Genomic DNA, 18,375 nt, shown 5'->3' on the forward strand with positions numbered 1-18,375 from the left:
CTCTAGTCCAGCTCCAGCGATCAGCCCCTCGGGGTCATAAGTCCCTCTGTCCATGCGGCTGAAGAGATGCCGCACAGCCAAAGTGCCTTATGCCTGTCAGGGCTAGACGATCGCTTGCGCTTTTCTCTAGTCCAGCTCCAGCGATCAGCCCCTCGGGGTCATAAGTCCCTCTGTCCATGCGGCTGAAGAGATGCCGCACAGCCAAAGTGCCTTATGCCTGTCAGGGCTACACGATCGCTTGCGCTTTTCTTGGTTGACACGACATAAGTCCATCTATACAATTAAAATTGTATAATTTACTAATTCTTAAATAGTTGCAGTTGAAAAAATTTTTACTTATTCATCTTTTAAACTGAAAAAAATCAATAGCAAGAGGAGGTGTCCGAATGGGTATTAACGAGTTCATCTTCGCTTTGCTTGGTATCATCGTCGGTGTGGTTGTTGGATATTTTGCATTGAAAAAAGCTAACGATTCCAATATTGCAGGCGCTAAAAACTCTGCGGAGCAAATAGTCGAAGATGCAAAACGAGAAGCTGAAGCGCTGAAAAAAGAAGCCTTATTGGAAGCGAAAGACGAAAATCATAAATTGCGTACTGAAACAGAATCTGAAATTCGGGAACGCCGATCTGAGTTACAAAGACAAGAGAATCGGTTGTTGCAGAGAGAAGAAAATTTAGATCGCAAGGATGATGCTTTAAACAAAAGAGAAGCGAGTCTGGAACGCAAAGACGAAGCGCTCGCAGAAAAACAACAGCATATTGAACAGATGGAAAGCAAAGCTGAGGAGTTAGTCCGACAGCAGCAGTCCGAAATGGAACGCATTTCATCTTTGACACGCGAAGAAGCGAAATCAATCATCTTGCAGGACGTTGAAAAAGAACTTTCAACTGATATTGCTGTAATGATGAAAGAATCGGAAGCCCGCGCCAAAGAAGAATCGGACAAAAAAGCGAAAAACATTTTGTCATTGGCGATGCAGCGTTTCGCAGCAGACCATGTAGCAGAAACTACCGTATCGGTAGTCAACTTGCCGAATGATGAAATGAAAGGTCGTATCATCGGGCGTGAAGGACGTAATATCCGTACGCTTGAAACCTTAACAGGAATCGATTTAATCATCGATGATACGCCGGAAGCGGTTATTCTATCAGGATTCGACCCGATCCGCCGTGAAACGGCGCGATTGGCACTTGAAAAACTTGTATCAGATGGTCGTATCCATCCTGCACGCATCGAAGAAATGGTCGAGAAGTCAAGACGCGAAGTGGATGAACAAATTCGTGAAATTGGTGAACAAACCACATTTGACGTAGGTGTACATAACCTGCATCCTGACTTGATCAAAATTCTTGGGCGCCTTCGCTACCGCACAAGTTACGGACAAAATGTACTGAAGCATTCTGTGGAAGTTGCATTCTTGTCAGGCTTGATGGCAGCAGAACTTGGAGAAGATGTTACACTTGCCAGACGTGCTGGCCTTCTGCATGATATCGGTAAAGCGATTGATCATGAAGTGGAAGGAAGCCACGTGGAAATCGGTGTGGAACTTGGAACCAAGTACAAGGAACATCCGGTTGTCATTAACAGTATTGCCTCTCACCATGGCGACACCGAAGCGACTTCAATCATTTCGGTCATCGTTGCAGCAGCAGATGCATTGTCTGCCGCTCGTCCAGGTGCACGAAGCGAAACACTGGAAAATTACATCCGCCGCTTAGAGAAGCTTGAAGAAATTTCCGAATCGTATGAAGGTGTTGAGAAATCATTCGCCATTCAAGCGGGACGCGAAATTCGCATAATGGTTCGCCCTGAACAGATCGATGACATGACGGCGCATCGTCTGGCCCGTGATATCCGGAAACGGATTGAAGAAGAGCTGGATTATCCAGGTCATATCAAAGTGACGGTCATCAGAGAAACCAGAGCAGTTGAATACGCAAAATAATAAGGGTGAGGCTTCGATGAATGTCTATTCAAAGAAGCCTTTTTCTTATGGAAAAAGGTGAGTTTGTGAAAATTTTATTTATTGGAGATATTGTAGGATCAATCGGAAGAGATGCATTGGAGTCATATTTGCCGAGATTGAAAAGAAAGTATTCGCCGGATGTCATCATCGCCAATGGCGAGAACGCCGCAGCAGGCCGCGGCATCACTAAAGCTATCTATCAGGATTTACTGTTCATGGGAGTGGACATGGTGACGATGGGCAACCATACATGGGACCAGAAAGAGATTTTTGATTTTATTGATGAAGTGGATTACTTGATCCGTCCCGCTAATTTTTCGGACGAAGCACCTGGCCGTGGCATGGCGACTGTGACGAAAAATGGCCAAACCTTGTCTGTCATCAACTTGCATGGCCGCGTCTTCCTGCCGCCGCATGAAGATCCCTTCCAAAAAGCAGACGAGCTGATAGAGGAAGCCAAAGCAATTTCTCCGTTAGTGTTTGTGGACTTCCATGCAGAAGCAACCAGTGAAAAAATCGCCATGGGCTGGCATTTAGATGGCCGTGCCTCCGTTGTAGTGGGAACCCATACGCATGTTCAGACTGCCGATGCACGTATTTTGCCAAATGGCACAGCGTATATCTCGGATGTCGGGATGACAGGTCCATATGATGAAATACTCGGCATGAATAAAGATGCCGTACTTTACCGTTTCAAAACCAATATGCCGACGCGTTTTGAAGTGCCGAAACGCGGCCGGTCAGTGGTCAGTGGATTCTTTACGGAAGTGGACGACCAATCGGGCAAGGCAAAATCATTTGAACGTGTATATATCAATGAAGATTATCCGTTCCAAGGCTAAATCTGCAGCTTCTTGACGAAACACCGACAATTCGAGCAGACGCCTTGTAGAACATGCGTGATTTTCAGTATAATAAGGTATCGAATGAAAGTTTTTATGCAATAGAAGTGAAGGCAATACTTTCAACTTGTCCATGCATTGTCTTCTTTTCATCGTGCGACTAAAACTTTCAGCGAATAATTGAAGGCATTGCTTGTACAAGGCGGAAATCTTGTCTGCCATATCCATTTACCTGTACAATCAGATTCAGTGGCAATAGTGAAGAATGCAGTATGCAACTATTCACGTCCGCACTGCATGGCGCATCAAGAATTACTAAAACTAAAACATGGTCATTGAACGGTGAACTTATGGAAGTCGTATCAGACCAAGAAGTGGGTGTCTATAAATGACGTATACAAAGCAGGAAATCATCGACAAAGCACGTGAAGTAGCAGATATGATCGCAGCAACAGAAGAAGTGGATTTCTTTAAACGCGCGGAAGCACAAATTAACGAGAACCAACAAATCCGCGAAAAAATCGCCAGCTTGAAGAGCTTGCAGAAACAAGCAGTCAACTTCCAGGCATACGGTAAAGAACGCGCATTGACTTTGATTGAAGGCAAAATCACTAAAATTGAAGAAGAAATTGACGCTGTGCCGATTGTCCAGGAATTCAAACAATCGCAAAGTGACGTCAACTCTTTATTGCAGATGGTCTCAACAGCCATCGCTAACCAAGTGACAAACAACATCATCACAGAAACAGGCGGCGACTTGTTGCGTGGCGAAACTGGATCAAAAGTCCGCAACGACACACCAGGAAGCTGCGATTAATAGAAAAGCGGAAGCGATCGTGTAGTCCTGACAGGCATAAGGCACTTTGGCTGTGCGGCATCTCTTCTGCCGCATTGCCAGAGGGACTTATGACCCCGAGGGGCTGATCGCTGGAGCTGGACAAGAGAAAAGCGGAAACGGCCGTTCAGCTCCGAAAGGCATAAGACGATTTGGCGAAGCGGCGTTTTTTCAGCCGCATAGCCAGAGTGGCTTATGACCCGAGGGGCTGGCCGTTGGAGCTGGACAAAAAGAAAAGCGGAAACGATCATTTAAGGAAGGTAACCTAAGTACGCGACGTCCTGTCGCAACGGTTACCTGATCCACATCCTGTGGACCTCCGTCAGGCATAAGACAGGCCAGCAGAGTGGCGCACTTTGCCACGCAGCTGGGTTGACTTATGACCCCGAGGAGCCGATCGCTGGAGCTGGACAAAGAAAAGCGGAAACGGCTGTGTGTTGAATACCAACACTGACTCATAACTTTTCCATCAGCATAAAACTGAAAGAGCCAAAGCTCTTTCAGTTTTTTCTTTTCCCCTTTGAATTTTGGTATAATAGAGAAACGACGAATCGATTTGAAAGAGGTTTTAAAATGGCACCGACACCAATGATGCAACAATATTTTCAAATAAAGTCCGAATACCTGGATGCGTTTTTATTTTTCCGTATGGGCGATTTCTATGAGTTGTTCTATGATGATGCCATCAACGCATCGCAGATTTTGGAAATTACGCTGACGAGCCGCGGAGGCACTGGAGATGACCGAATTCCCATGTGCGGCGTTCCCCATCATGCAGCGAAGAATTACATCGATCAATTAATACTGAAAGGCCATAAAGTGGCCATCTGTGAACAAGTGGAAGATCCGAAAACGGCCAAAGGAGTGGTCAAGCGTGAAGTGGTGCGCCTTGTTACCCCAGGTACGCATACAGAAGGGAAAAGCGTCGATTCCAAATCGAATGTATTCCTTGCAGCTGCTGACGAGTTATCGGATGGCTTCGGGCTATCGTATGTTGATATCAGTACAGGCGAAGCAACAGCTACATACATAATGGGGACAGAAAAAGCCCTTCTTCAGGAACTTCAATCGTTGAACATCCGTGAATTGGTAGTTTCCGAGCAGTTATTTGTCTTATTGACCGAAGAAGAGCAGGACCTGGTGCTGTCTATCGAAACGATGGAAGAAGCGGCTCCGTTAAGCCCTTCGCTTGTGGCTAACTGTCCGAATGACCTGCACATGAGCTGCCACCGTCTTCTGGCGTATATTGCGCGGACTCAAAAGCAATCACTTGATCACATTCAAGCGTTTGCCTACAAAGAGAACAATCAATTATTGAGCATCGATTTCCACTCGAAGCGCAACCTGGAGTTGCTGCAGTCGATCCGTGGAGGTGAAACAAAAGGCACTTTGTTGTGGCTCTTGGATGAAACCGTTACAGCGATGGGCAGCCGAAAATTAAAGCAGTGGCTGCACCAGCCTTTAGCGAATAAACGGATGATTGAAGAACGCCAGCACATGGTGGCCGCATTGATCGATCAATATTTCGTGCGTGTAGAGCTTCAGGGGCTGTTGAAGGAAGTCTATGACTTGGAACGCCTATCCGGCCGTATCGCCTTTGGGAGCGCCAGTGGGCGCGATTTGGCGCAGCTTCGGAGCTCGCTTGAGAAAGTGCCGGTGCTGATTGAAGAATTGGCCAATTCGGGAAATCCGGCATTGGTGGAGTTCAGTGAAAAACTGGATCGCTGCATCGAGGTCTGTGAATTGCTGCAGGCCATCAGTGAAAATCCACCCTTGTCTTCAAAAGAAGGCGGCGTCATCCGTGATGGCTTTAATCAGCAACTGGATGAATACCGGGATGCTTCACGCAACGGCAAAGACTGGATTGCAGAACTAGAACAGAAGGAACGTAAACTGACAGGAGTCAAATCCCTGAAAATCGGGTACAACCGCATATTCGGCTATTACATTGAAATGTCCAAAGCGAATATGCATTTGGCGGATTTGGAGCGTTATGACCGCAAACAGACGCTGGCGAACGCTGAACGCTATACAACGCCTGAACTGAAAGAAAAAGAAGCGTTGATTTTGACAGCTGAAGAAGAAAGTCTGTCACTTGAATATGATTTATTCGTAGCGATCAGAGATGAAGTCAAACAATACATTTCTCGTATTCAGCGATTGGCTTCCTCCTTGAGCGGGCTGGATGTCTTCCTGAGTTTCGCCAATGTAGCGGAAAAATATCGTTTTGTTAAACCTGATTTTAACGATGCCAATGAAATTTCCATCATCGAAGGACGGCATCCGGTTGTGGAAAAAATGCTCAACAAGCAGCATTATGTGCCGAACGATTGCGTGCTCGCAGAAGGCCAGAACATGTTGTTGATCACCGGACCGAACATGTCGGGTAAAAGTACGTATATGCGGCAAGTGGCATTGACAATTGTTTTGGCCCAGATCGGCAGTTATGTACCGGCTGAATCCGCAAATCTGCCGATCGTCGACCAAATCTTCACGCGCATCGGGGCAGCTGATGACTTGGTGTCCGGACAAAGTACATTCATGGTTGAAATGCTGGAATCGCAATATGCCATCACCCACGCGACCAAAAACAGCTTGCTGCTGTTTGATGAAATCGGCCGAGGCACCTCGACCTACGATGGCATGGCACTGGCACAATCGATGATTGAATACATCCACCGTGAAATCGGGGCTAATACGTTGTTTTCCACGCATTACCATGAGCTGACGGCGTTGGAAGGTACGCTTGATAAGCTTCATAATGTCCACGTGGCGGCAATGGAACAATCGGGCAAAGTGGTGTTTCTCCACAAAGTGAAAAAAGGCCCGGCGGATAAGAGTTACGGAATCCATGTCGCGGAGCTTGCGAACTTGCCGGAACCGATATTGGCACGCGCACGCGAGCTGCTGAAAACATTTGAACAAGATAAAAAGCAACAGCCAAAAAACATTGAACAGTTATCCTTCTTTGATGAGATGGATACCGAAAAAGATGAAATCCTTCAGACCATCACGGATGTGCAAGTTGCCGCGATGACACCGCTTGAAGCGTTGCAGCTCATTAACGAATTGCAGCAAAAACTGATTAATAAGGAGTGAAATCATGGGCGTCATTCGTTTGATGGACGAACCTTTATCCAATAAAATAGCCGCTGGTGAAGTGGTCGAACGCCCGACTTCAGTCGTTAAGGAATTGGTGGAAAATGCCATCGATGCCGGCAGTACAGCAATTGAAGTGCTGCTGATCGAAGCCGGACTGACGTCCATCCAGATCATCGACAATGGTGTGGGAATGGATGCCGACGATGCATTGTTGTCGTTCTCCCGCCACGCTACCAGTAAAATTGCCAATGAACATGATTTGTTCCGGATCCGCACGCTTGGATTCCGCGGAGAGGCGCTGGCCAGTATCGCCTCGGTCTCCAAAGTGACTTTGCACACATCCAATGGAACAAGTGGGACGTTTGTACAAATGGAAGGCGGACGCCTGACAGAGCATAGTGCCGGTTCTTTGAGAAAAGGAACCGACATTAAAATCGATCAATTGTTCTTTAATACGCCGGCGCGCTTGAAATACATGAAGACGCTGCAAACGGAACTGGGCCATACCATCGACTTGCTGAACCGGTTTGCATTGAGTTATCCCGCCATCGCCTTCAAATTGACCCATGACGGCAGAACCATTCTGCAAACAGCCGGCAGCGGAGAAATTAAGCGTGTACTGGCAGATATCTACGGAGTGGCTATCGCCAAGAAAATGGTGCCCTTTGAGGGTCAATCGCATGATTATAAGATATCAGGTTACGCGTCACTACCCGAAATCACCCGTGCCAATAAAAACTATATTTCGTTGTTCGTCAATGGCCGTTGGGTAAAACATTACGCGATCACCAATACAGTACACCGCGCTTATCATACCTTTTTGCCGCTTGAGCGGCAGCCGATTGTGGTGATGAATATTGAAGGCGATCCTTATTTGACAGATGTCAATGTCCATCCGGCGAAACTGCAGATTCGGTTAAGCAAAGAAAAAGAATTGATGGAATTGATTCATGAAACGATCCGCCGGACGATCAGTACGGTCGTTCGTGCACCCGTCATCGATAAACCAAAACCAGTAAAGCAGGCGCCGACCAAACAACTGGATCTGTGGAAAAGTTCCTTTACAGTCCAGGAGCCGAAGCAGCCTTTGCCTGAGAGGGCCGCGGAGGACTGGAGCGAACTGCCGATTGAAAAAGAAGTGGAGCCGGTTCGCCGGCAATCCGAGGAAGCCGCACCGGTCAAGGAAGTGCTGCAGCCATTGCTGGAACGTGAAGAAGATGACAGCCCGCAATTCCCTGAGCTGGAAGTAGTGGGGCAGATCCACGGCACTTATATTGTGGCGCAAAGCAATGACGGATTTTATCTCATTGATCAACACGCGGCACAGGAGCGCATCAAATACGAATATTTTCGCGAAAAAGTGGGCGATATCGACAGCAATGAGCGCCAATCACTGCTCTTGCCGTTGACGTTCCATTACAGCCGCGATGAAGCTTTGCGGTTAAAGGAAAATTTGAATGTGCTGGCAGACAGCGGGGTGTTTCTCGAGGAGTTTGGCGATACGTCATTCATTGTGCGTGAATACCCGACCTGGTTCCCGAAAGGCTTCGAACAGGAAGTCATCGAAGACTTAATTGAACAGGTCCTGACAGAACGCAAAGTCGATGTTAAAAAGTTGCGTGAAGACGCAGCCATCATGATGAGCTGCAAGCGGTCGATCAAAGCGAATCATTTTTTGCAGAAGCATGACATGGAGCGGCTGTTGGCGGATTTAAAGCAAGCGGAACAGCCGTTTACTTGTCCGCATGGACGTCCTGTAATCATTCATTTCAAAACCTATGATGTTGAAAAAATGTTCAAGCGAGTCATGAATTAGGTGTCTCAGTTTGGAGAGTTTTGGGTAAGTATAAAGAATAGGTGATATGACTCAGTGAGGAAGGGTGTGGAGAATGCAGGTACGCAAAGATTATATGCATGTGTCTGATGGACACGAACTTTATTATGTATGCTATGAACCGCCAAACCCAATCGGACATGTCCATATCATTCATGGAATGGCAGAACATATTGCCCGCTATGAAGAGTTTGCTGAGTATTTGGCATCGCGGGGGTTTATTGTTTCCGGCCATGATCAGCGCGGCCATGGGAAAACTGCGGAACGCAACGGTGTGCAAGGCTATTTTGCAGATCATGACGGTTTTAACGAAGTCGTTGAAGATGCCCGCTCAGTCATCACTGAAGTCCAGCAGGCAACCGGCAACTTGCCGCTTATTTTATTCGGCCACAGTATGGGGTCATTTGTGGCCCGGCGTTATATGCAGCTTTACAGCGAAGACATCAGCCGGGTCGTCTTATCAGGCACAGGCGGCAACCCGGGGGCTTCCGGAAAAATGGGGTTGGCTGTGGCATTGGCCTCTGCAAAAATGCAAGGCAAACAGCAGCCCAGTAAGACTCTTGGTAAAATGACCTTCGGCAGTTTCAATAAACCTTTTGGCGACGAAGGTTCAGCGAGTGCTTGGCTATCGAGTGATAAAGAAGCGGTTGCAAAATACGAAGCGGATCCTTGGTGCGGTTTTGAATCGACCAATCAGTTTTATGTGGATTTGTTCTCAGGCTTGGCCCTCATCAACAAACCGTCCGAAATTGACCGCATCCGCAAAGACTTGCCGGTGCTGTTGATCAGCGGCGCAATGGATCCTGTTGGCGGCAATGGAAAAGGGGTTTTCAGTTCAGCAAAGCAATTCGATAAAGCAGGCATGAAGAACGTCAAAATTTATCTTGCGGAGCAAGGACGCCATGAATTGTTGAACGAAATTGATCGCCATTTTCATTTTGAGCTGATCGGTGATTGGATGTGCGGAAATGATTGATGTAATAGCCATCGTTGGCCCGACCGCATCCGGCAAGACGGCATTGAGCCTCGAACTGGCTAAGCGATTGGACGGGGAAGTCATTAATGGGGACTCGATGCAGATCTATCGGGACATGACGATAGGGACGGCGAAGATTTTGCCGGAAGAAATGCAGGGGATTCCTCACCATCTTCTGGATATTAAAAATCCGGACGAAAGTTTCTCTGTTGCTGAATACCAAACGCTGGTACGCGAAAAAATTGCAGATATTCAATCGCGCGGCAAGCTGCCGATTATTGTTGGCGGCACTGGACTTTACGTGCAGGCGGTTTTGTTTGATTACCGATTCTCGGAGGAAGCAGTGGACCAGGAACTTCGAGACAGTCTGCATCAGGAACTGGAGGAACTGGGTCCTGACAACATGCACCGGAAATTGCTGGCACTTGACCCAGATTCGGACATCCATCCCAATAATACACGCAGGGTTATTCGTGCCATTGAAATCCTGATGAGCGGCCAGAAAAAAGGTGACCGGGAGTTAGCTTTATCGCCTATGTACAATGAACTGATCATCGGATTGGATATTCCAAGAGAGATCCTTTATGAGCGCATCAATCAGCGTGTAGAGGTGATGCTTGGGCGAGGCCTGATTGCTGAGGTTGAGTCATTGCGAAACAGGGGCATACGGGATGTCCAATCCATTCAAGCCATTGGTTATAGAGAAATCTACGCTTATTTGGATGGGCAGGCAACCCGTGAAGAAGCGGTTCGAAAACTCAAGCAAAACTCAAGGAAGTATGCCAAAAGGCAATTTACTTATTTCAAGAACAAATTACCGATATTCTGGATTGATGCATTGGCAGATCCCGAAAAGAATCTGCAGGAAATAATCGCCTTCATGCAGGAAAATGACAGAGACTGTCGAATTGATAAACTGACAACAAAATTTAATACAAGTAGAGAATTAGGGGGATTTTCATGAAACCGATCAATATCCAAGATGTCTATCTGAATCAGCTTCGTAAAAATAATATTTATGTAACTGTCTTTTTACTCAACGGCTTCCAATTAAAAGGAACCATTAAATCCTATGATAACTTTACGGTGCTGGTCGAAACGGAAGGCAAGCAGCAATTGATCTATAAACATGCTATCTCAACGTTTTCTCCAGCAAAAGCTGTAGCGATCGAACACGAAGAGTAAGGGAGATTCCGGACTGCCGTTGCAGTCCGGTTTTTTATTGGGCTTAGTTTCAGTTTTCTGTCGCTTTGCCAGAATGGCTTATGCCTGTCCAATCTAAACGGCTGTTTCAGCTTTTCTTGATGTTCAGCTTCAGCAGCCAGCTCAGGGTCATAAGTCACTCCGGCAATGCAGCTGAAAAGATGCTGCACAACCAAAGCGCCTTATGCCTGTCGGGTCTAGACGGCTGCTTCAGCTTTTCTGGTTGACAGGTGGCTTTTGACGGTATAGCATTTTCAGTGGAAAAGGAATTACATTCAGGAGGCGTATGTATGAAAACCATCACAGCAGATGAATTACAGCAACGAGTAGAAGCTGGAGAAGAACTGAACATCATTGACGTTCGCGAAGCGGACGAAGTGGCCGCGGGAATGATTCCTGGAGCTAAGCACATTCCTCTGGGGGAAGTGGCAGACCGCATCGAGGAACTGGATGCCGGGAAAGAATATCATATGGTGTGCCGTGCAGGCCGCCGCAGCGAAATGGCATGTGGGATTTTGGAATCAAACAACATCGATACAATTAACGTCGAAGGCGGCATGACTGCCTGGAACGGCGAGACAATCGCATAACATAAAAAATCAGACCGCCCGGGAAATTTAGCCGAGTGGTCTGTTTTCATGAAGTTTGGATTTTGCGTGCAGGCAATCTCCATTTGAATGTATAAGAGAGAATCCGCAAGGCTGTAATCAGCACAAACAAAGAATAGAGCATCAGGTCAGTTTGCACTAAATTAAAGCTGATAAACAATCCCGCCAAAGCAGCCCAGACCGCATAGATTTCCGCTTTCAAAACCAATGGCTTACGGCCTGCCAGCAAGTCGCGGATGATTCCTCCTCCGGATCCTGTCAGGACTGCTGCAACGATCACTGCAAAAAGCGGCAATTCCAAATCGACCGCATAAATGGCACCTTGTACGGCGAACGCCGACAATCCGATTGCATCAAAGAAATAGCCCCAGCGATTCCAATGGCCAAGCAATTTATGCGGGAATAAAAACACAATCGTGATAGAGATAAGGGCTAGCTGAAACATAAACTCCTGTTCCCACAGCGCCGAAACCGGCACGCCAATCAATAAATTCCGGACGGCACCGCCTCCAAAGGCAGTGACTACGCCAAGAAGGTACACGCCGAAAATATCGTATTCTTCTTCCATTGCAATAATGGCCCCGGAAATTGCAAAAGCAATCGTTCCAATGGCGCTCAGTACTTCCCAAGCCATAGCCTTTTATCCCCCTTTGCGTACGACTCTATGAATTGTATCAGAATTTGACGCTATTTCAAGTCGTGCCTCATAATAAGATGAGAAGTTTAACAGAATGGAGAATTGCATGCATACACAGATTAGAACAATAGAAGAAACTATCCAACTACAGCTCCAGCTGGCTGATGAAATTGCATACGTTAATCAGAAGAAAGTGCTGGATGCTTTCCATAACCAGCGTGTCAGTGATCACCATTTCAACCCGTCAACGGGCTATGGCTACGATGATGAAGGGCGCGATACGCTGGAACGCGTTTACGCAGATGTCTTTAAAGCGGAAGCGGCACTCGTGCGGCCTCAAATTATCTCTGGCACCCATGCCATCACAATTGCATTATTCGGTATCTTGCGGCCGGGAGATGAGTTGCTTTACCTTACAGGAAAACCCTATGACACCTTGGATTCCATCGTTTCAGGAGGAGAAAAAGATACGGGTTCGTTGAGGGATTTCGGCATCAGCTACCAGCATACAGATCTGGATGCCGGCAATAAAATCGATTGGGAAGCTGCTCAAAATGCAATCGGTGACAAAACAAAAGTCATTGCCATCCAGCGGTCCAGAGGATATGATACACGCCCTTCATTTACAATAGAAGAAATTGAAGAGATGATAGTCCGGGTTCGTGAGATAAAACCGGATGCAGTTATTTTTGTCGATAATTGCTATGGCGAGTTTGTGGAGATGCAGGAGCCGATTGAAGTGGGTGCGGATATGATCGCGGGCTCGTTAATCAAAAATCCGGGAGGCGGATTGGCGAAAATCGGCGGTTATATCGCAGGAAGAAAGGATTTAATCGAAAAATGCGGTTACCGGATGACGTCTCCGGGTATAGGAGGAGAGGCAGGTGCTTCTCTTAATGCACTGCCTGATATGTATCAAGGCTTTTTTATGGCACCGCATATTGTTTCGCAAGCGTTAAAAGGGGCCATTTTCACTTCAGCGCTTCTGGAACAGGCTGGCATGATGACGACGCCTCATTGGAGCGACAAACGGACCGACTTGATTCAATCAGTGTCGTTTCAGAATGCTGAACAGATGATTGCGTTTTGCCAAACCATTCAGGCGAGTTCACCGGTCAATGCGCAGTTTGCGCCTGAACCAGCTTACATGCCGGGCTATGAGGACGATGTCATTATGGCTGCCGGTACATTTGTGCAGGGATCCAGTATCGAGCTGACTGCGGACGGTCCGATTCGTCCACCTTATACAGCATTCGTTCAAGGCGGTCTTACGTATGAACACGTAAAAATTGCCGTATTGAATTCAGTAGATGCATTAAAAAAATTGAAGTTAATTTAAATGATTTCCCGTATGGAGCATACGGGAAATCATTTAATGTAAGAAAACATAACATGTTGTTGACAGGTAATCTGACATGATGTATGCTTTAAGAGTAGCAATTATGTGAAATGGGTGAAACTTATGACGAACCGGGTGCGACGAACGATGCCGCTTCTTCCAATCAGCATAGTTATGCAATTGACGGAATTGACCGCCAGGCAAATTCGTTATTATGAAGAGCATGAGTTGATCAACCCTGCCCGTACCGAAGGCAACAAGCGTATGTTTTCCCTGAATGATGTGGATACACTTCTCGAAATCAAAGAATATTTGGATCAGGGACTGAATATTGCAGGCATCAAGAAATTATATGATACAAAAGAAATCCCTAAAAACGAAAAGGCAGAGCCGAAAAACTTAAGCGATGCCGAGTTGCGCAAACTATTGCGCGAAGAATTGAAGCACCAAGCCCGTCCTTTTGAAAAAGGCGGTTTCAGACAAAGTGATTTAACCCGTTTCTTTAAATGAGATGGGGTTACATACAATATTTATAGGAGAGTGAAGAGAACATGGGCAAGTATTCAAAAGAAGACATTCAACGATTAGTAAAAGAAGAGAACGTTAATTTTATCCGTCTGCAATTTACAGATATTCTTGGGGTCATCAAAAACGTTGAAATACCGACATCCCAATTGGACAAAGCACTCGACAACAAAATGATGTTTGATGGATCGTCCATTGACGGTTTTGTACGCATTGAAGAATCTGATATGTACCTATACCCTGACTTGGATACATGGGTTGTATTCCCTTGGATCACAGGAAAAGGAAAAGTTGCACGTTTAATCTGTGACATTTACAGCCCAGATGGCACGCCATTTGCTGGAGATCCACGTACAAACTTAAAACGTGTATTAAAGGAAATGGAAGAGCTAGGATTTACGCATTTCAACCTTGGACCAGAGCCGGAATTCTTCCTGTTCAAACTTGATGAAAGAGGCGAACCATCTCTTGAACTGAATGACCACGGCGGCTATTTTGACTTGGCACCGATGGACCTGGGCGAAAACTGCCGACGCGACATCGTTCTTGAACTGGAAGAAATGGGCTTTGAAATCGAAGCTTCCCACCACGAAGTGGCACCAGGACAACACGAAATCGACTTTAAATATGCAGATGCCGTACAAGCATGTGATGAAATCCAAACCTTTAAGCTGGTTGTTAAGACCATTGCCCGTAAACATGGCCTTCATGCTACGTTCATGCCGAAACCACTATTTGGTGTCAGCGGTTCAGGAATGCACATGAACCTTTCCTTGTTTGATGGAAATCGCAACACATTCCTGGATGAAGACGGCGAAATGAAATTGAGTGAGACAGCTTACCAATTCATCGCTGGAATCATTGAACACGCGAAAGGCTTTACAGCTGTAACAAACCCGCTTGTAAACTCGTACAAACGTCTTGTGCCAGGTTATGAAGCGCCTTGTTACATTGCATGGTCAGGCCAGAACCGTAGCCCGTTAGTGCGTATTCCAGCATCACGCGGTTTGTCTACACGTGTAGAAGTGCGTTCAGTCGATCCGGCAGCTAATCCATACTTAGCGATGGCTGTTCTTCTTGGCGCAGGCCTTGATGGAATCAGAAGAAAACTGACTCCACCAAATGCCGTAGACCGCAATATCTATGCAATGAACCAAAAAGAGCGTGAAGCAGTGGGAATCGAAGATCTTCCGAGCACACTTTACAACGCCTTGCAGGAATTGCAAAAAGATGAAGTGATGAAAAAAGCATTGGGAAGCCACATTTTGAACAATTTCGTCGAAGCGAAAGAAATCGAATGGGATATGTTCCGCACAAGCGTCCACCCGTGGGAACGCGAGCAATACTTGAAAATGTACTAAAAATTACCTTAAGCCGTTGGTGCTGCAAAGCGCCAACGGCTTTTTTCTGTTTTCCGTCGAGTCCAGAAAGAGAAAATGAAAAAAATAATAGAAATTGAAAACTAATAGAAACTTATTCGTGTGCTAAAGCGACTAATTGGCAATGACCTGGCAGACTGAGATATTAAAAAGTTTTTAAAAAAAGAAAGTTAATATTTGACTATGTTGCTGATTAGTAAAAGAGGAGGAATCATTATGTTCATGATCTTATACGCAATTCTAATTTCTCTCTGGATCACGTCTTTAGTCGCTTTCGGAAAATCATACATCCGTTACCACAAAGAAGAGCGTGCTTATGAAGAAAGCCACCGCGTCGATTCTTGATCAGCAGAATGCTTCACGGTTGAGAATTAAGTGATTCTCGTTGATGGTGGAATATCTGTGTGTGTTTCCTGTTAAAGGGATTCCGGCTTCAATTGCTCCTCAAATAATTGGCGAAGAATTTCAACGGAGTTTTTAAAAGAAGCAGGCCACGAGATTAAAGAACAGTATGCCGTTTGGAATTTAGTGAACAGGTCGGGTGTGATTCTTACTGTCTTGGAAGAAAGCGTGATAGAAATAGAGCCTAGGCTGATGGAAGTTAACGAGCAGGCTCTCTTCGATGGAATCTTTAAATAAGTGAACTGGAGCAAAGAATCTCGGATTTACTGAACCGTTTCGGAGATATTGAAAGAACCCTGCTGATTCGTCGTACAGACATCTTTACTCTGCTCGAAAATGAATGGATAGGCATGGGCATTGAAGACACCTTGAAACTGGCTAAACGGCCATTAGAATATAAATTATTTAAACAATCAACATTGGAAAAGATACTGAAGAGATCGATAAATGAAATTTTTGTCGATTGGAGCCTCAAAGCCGATAAAGGTTATGCTGTTCTGACTCTATAGAAAAGTAAACATGAAAACAGTTTCTCCTCGGAGATGCTGTTTTTTTATGTGCTGGCAAAGAAAGATTCCAGAGGCAAGCGGATATCTCCTTGTCTTGCTGTTGCTTGAAAATATCCTGATTCTAACTAAACAGGCTTAATGAAATTTATGATGAAAATATGCAGAGTATGCGAAGAATACCTTTTTTTATAGTTTACAGCCGGCGAATTAAGGTTATAATTAGTTGCAGCCTGAAAAGTTAATAACTCATACTGAATTTTTCTTTCTCTTGAAAGAAGAAGGATTTTGTGGGAGGCGATTAATTTGAGGAAAATCCAAGGACTTTCGAATCTTGTAGAATATTTGGAATCAGTGAATTATCCATTGGCTGCAGAGCAGATTACAGATTTAATGTCGAAAAGAAAGATTCCGCACCGCAAAGCATTCCAAGACACTGTGATCTTTAATTTAGAACACATTGACTGGTGGATTGCTGAGCAGCAGAAACGATGATTAATTGATGAACATGCTTGAGTAAAAGAAATAACCTTGTCGTCCGTTCTGCAAAGAACGAACTGCGAGGTTATTCTTTTTTGGTAACTTTATACACTTTTTTGCGTCTACTGTTATAATAGTCTAAAAACGGAGGGGGAATCGGCTATGCGCTTTTTAATGTCTATCATTGTTTTTTTAATCTTCTTTTCGTTTGCAGGCATTGGCACATATGTTATCGGACCCGATTTGTCGACCGACCGGCTGGTTGCCGAGGCGACAGAAGAGCTTCGGAACAACGGGCAAATGGAAAAAGTGGTGGAATATGTTGAAAGTGATCCACAAATGCTTGAATATGTAGAAGAAGCCAAAATTGCAGAGGAAGAGAGTATGCCTTTGCCATTTGAAACAACTGGAGATGCAGCGGGTACAGTCATCAAAAAGGTCGGCATTGCGGATCTGGCTAAAATGAAATCGGGAATTGAAGATGGCACGATGTCAGCAGACGAAGTGATTCAGAAGCTTGAAGAGGATTTGAATGAAGAAGAGCTGCTTGCCCTGAAAGTGATCGTATACAAGGAATTATACAAACAGCAATAATAAAGGATATATGCTAAACTGAGTCACGAAGATAAAGTAAAAGTTTAAAGGAGGCTATTGCATGAAACCGTTTCGCGTAGAGTTTTATTTTGATCAAGGCAATACCATCGTACACAATGTCCAGGCTGTAGATAAAGAATCGGCATTAAGCAAGATTCCTTCCAATGGCACTTATGAAATTTCAGATGAACAAACAGGCAATATTTATCGCATTACTATCAATTTAGTTAAATATATTATCGTCAGCGAACTGTAGAAGATTTTTTCTCGGCAAGCTGCACTTGAGGTGTTGCTTGCGCAACTCCTTTTTTTAAAAGATTTTTTGCATGACAATTCAATTGGGAGGCAAATGAATGGAGTTCAGAGGATCGAGTGCTTACGAGGAAAAAGATTTTTTGAAGAATTTTCTGCAAAGAAGAAATCGGACGGAGAGCCCTAATAACAGCATTGAAAAACCAATAATCTATGGCTTGCTTGGCAACTTTCAAAACCAGGATATACTCGATTTAGGATGTGGAGATGCTTTATTCGGAAAAGAACTGTTGGAAGCAGGAGCGCATTATTATCATGGTGTGGAAGGGTCTGAAGAAATGATCGACTTAGCGGCTGCAAATTTGGAGGGTGCCAATGCCGATCTGACATTGGCAATTATGGAGTCATTTGTTTTTCCTGAAAATACCTATGACATCGTCTCCTCTCGACTAGCCATCCATTATTTACCGGAAGTGGACGAACTATTCCGAAATGTATATGAATCCTTAAAAGCTGAGGGGAAATTTGTGTTTAGTGTGCAGCATCCACTGACGACCTCATCTTTTTCAAGTAAAATGTCAGGAGAAAAAAGAAGCAATTGGCTGGTGGACGATTACTTTAAAGAAGGAGAACGGCACGAACCGTGGATCGATAAAATTGTCGTCAAGTATCACCGAACCATTGAAAGCTATTTTACCTCTTTGACAAATGCGGGATTTAGCGTAACGAATGTTCGGGAAGGGAAGCCCGAGCGTCAAAATTTCAGTTCTGATGAAGAGTATAGTAGGAGAATGAGAATTCCTGTAATTTTAGCTTTCAACTGCCATAAACGCTAAAATGAAATTGTTTACATAATAAAAATATCCATTAAAAAAACCGGGGATTTCCCCGGTT

General features: G+C 45.2%; 18 protein-coding genes. 17 read left to right on the forward strand and 1 reads right to left on the reverse strand.

The window, feature by feature from the left end; genetic code table 11:
• The first annotated feature begins 386 nt into the window (after positions 1-386).
• The 9 genes from rny to QMA01_RS02750 all read left to right on the forward strand — a co-directional run bounded on the left by rny (position 387) and on the right by QMA01_RS02750 (position 11,349).
• The gene (gene rny, locus QMA01_RS02710; RefSeq protein ID WP_191714156.1) at positions 387-1,946 is read left to right on the forward strand and encodes a ribonuclease Y; all 1,560 of its coding nucleotides are present in this window, start codon (positions 387-389) and stop codon (positions 1,944-1,946) included.
• 65 nt (positions 1,947-2,011) lie between these two features.
• Positions 2,012-2,809 carry a TIGR00282 family metallophosphoesterase gene (locus tag QMA01_RS02715; RefSeq protein WP_191714157.1) on the forward strand — a complete coding sequence of 266 codons (798 nt, stop codon included), beginning with the start codon at positions 2,012-2,014 and terminating at the stop codon, positions 2,807-2,809.
• 388 nt (positions 2,810-3,197) lie between these two features.
• The gene (locus QMA01_RS02720; protein WP_191714158.1) at positions 3,198-3,626 is read left to right on the forward strand and encodes a YlbF/YmcA family competence regulator; all 429 of its coding nucleotides are present in this window, start codon (positions 3,198-3,200) and stop codon (positions 3,624-3,626) included.
• Between the two features lie 591 nt (positions 3,627-4,217).
• Positions 4,218-6,743, forward strand: a complete 2,526-nt coding sequence (gene mutS / locus QMA01_RS02725) for a DNA mismatch repair protein MutS (RefSeq protein WP_191714159.1) — start codon at positions 4,218-4,220, stop codon at positions 6,741-6,743.
• Between the two features lie 4 nt (positions 6,744-6,747).
• Entirely contained in the window at positions 6,748-8,562 is a 1,815-nt protein-coding gene (gene mutL, locus QMA01_RS02730) for a DNA mismatch repair endonuclease MutL (RefSeq protein WP_290214237.1), read from the forward strand.
• A gap of 73 nt (positions 8,563-8,635) precedes the next feature.
• Positions 8,636-9,556, forward strand: coding sequence for an alpha/beta hydrolase (locus QMA01_RS02735; RefSeq protein ID WP_191714161.1), 921 nt, complete (start codon positions 8,636-8,638; stop codon positions 9,554-9,556).
• Positions 9,534-10,520: a tRNA (adenosine(37)-N6)-dimethylallyltransferase MiaA gene (miaA, locus tag QMA01_RS02740; RefSeq protein WP_422766033.1), complete on the forward strand. Its 987-nt coding sequence runs from the start codon at positions 9,534-9,536 to the stop codon at positions 10,518-10,520. Before QMA01_RS02735 ends, miaA begins: the two co-directional genes overlap by 23 nt.
• Entirely contained in the window at positions 10,517-10,741 is a 225-nt protein-coding gene (gene hfq / locus QMA01_RS02745) for an RNA chaperone Hfq (RefSeq protein WP_146556690.1), read from the forward strand. The genes miaA and hfq overlap by 4 nt, the downstream gene beginning before the upstream one ends.
• A 308-nt stretch (positions 10,742-11,049) precedes the next feature.
• Positions 11,050-11,349, forward strand: a complete 300-nt coding sequence (locus tag QMA01_RS02750) for a rhodanese-like domain-containing protein (protein ID WP_191714163.1) — start codon at positions 11,050-11,052, stop codon at positions 11,347-11,349.
• A gap of 46 nt (positions 11,350-11,395) precedes the next feature.
• On the opposite strand, the gene QMA01_RS02755 is transcribed toward QMA01_RS02750, so the two are convergent.
• The gene (locus QMA01_RS02755) at positions 11,396-12,001 is read right to left on the reverse strand and encodes a trimeric intracellular cation channel family protein (RefSeq protein WP_191714164.1); all 606 of its coding nucleotides are present in this window, start codon (positions 11,999-12,001) and stop codon (positions 11,396-11,398) included.
• A gap of 109 nt (positions 12,002-12,110) precedes the next feature.
• On the opposite strand from QMA01_RS02755, the gene QMA01_RS02760 reads away from it, so the two are divergent.
• The 8 genes from QMA01_RS02760 to QMA01_RS02795 all read left to right on the forward strand — a co-directional run bounded on the left by QMA01_RS02760 (position 12,111) and on the right by QMA01_RS02795 (position 18,317).
• A complete protein-coding gene (locus QMA01_RS02760; protein WP_290184664.1) occupies positions 12,111-13,343 on the forward strand; it encodes a methionine gamma-lyase family protein in 1,233 nt (410 codons plus the stop codon).
• A gap of 123 nt (positions 13,344-13,466) precedes the next feature.
• The gene (locus tag QMA01_RS02765) at positions 13,467-13,853 is read left to right on the forward strand and encodes a MerR family transcriptional regulator (protein WP_191714166.1); all 387 of its coding nucleotides are present in this window, start codon (positions 13,467-13,469) and stop codon (positions 13,851-13,853) included.
• A gap of 41 nt (positions 13,854-13,894) precedes the next feature.
• Positions 13,895-15,229, forward strand: a complete 1,335-nt coding sequence (glnA, locus tag QMA01_RS02770) for a type I glutamate--ammonia ligase (protein ID WP_290184667.1) — start codon at positions 13,895-13,897, stop codon at positions 15,227-15,229.
• Positions 15,230-15,463: 234 nt separating this feature from the next.
• Positions 15,464-15,592 (forward strand): hypothetical protein, encoded by a 129-nt coding sequence (locus QMA01_RS02775; protein WP_263615925.1) that lies wholly within the window; start codon positions 15,464-15,466, stop codon positions 15,590-15,592.
• A gap of 869 nt (positions 15,593-16,461) precedes the next feature.
• Entirely contained in the window at positions 16,462-16,650 is a 189-nt protein-coding gene (locus tag QMA01_RS02780; protein WP_191714169.1) for a hypothetical protein, read from the forward strand.
• Positions 16,651-16,797: 147 nt separating this feature from the next.
• The gene (locus tag QMA01_RS02785; RefSeq protein ID WP_191714170.1) at positions 16,798-17,229 is read left to right on the forward strand and encodes a hypothetical protein; all 432 of its coding nucleotides are present in this window, start codon (positions 16,798-16,800) and stop codon (positions 17,227-17,229) included.
• 61 nt (positions 17,230-17,290) lie between these two features.
• Complete coding sequence (locus QMA01_RS02790) at positions 17,291-17,485, forward strand: hypothetical protein (RefSeq protein WP_191714171.1); 195 nt, start codon at positions 17,291-17,293, stop codon at positions 17,483-17,485.
• A 97-nt stretch (positions 17,486-17,582) separates the two neighbouring features.
• On the forward strand, positions 17,583-18,317 hold the full coding sequence (locus tag QMA01_RS02795) for a class I SAM-dependent DNA methyltransferase (protein ID WP_290214239.1): 735 nt from the start codon (positions 17,583-17,585) through the stop codon (positions 18,315-18,317).
• Positions 18,318-18,375: the final 58 nt, after the last annotated feature.

The organism is Planococcus notacanthi, from assembly GCF_030407825.1.
GTDB classification, from domain to species: Bacteria; Bacillota; Bacilli; order Bacillales_A; family Planococcaceae; genus Planococcus; species Planococcus notacanthi.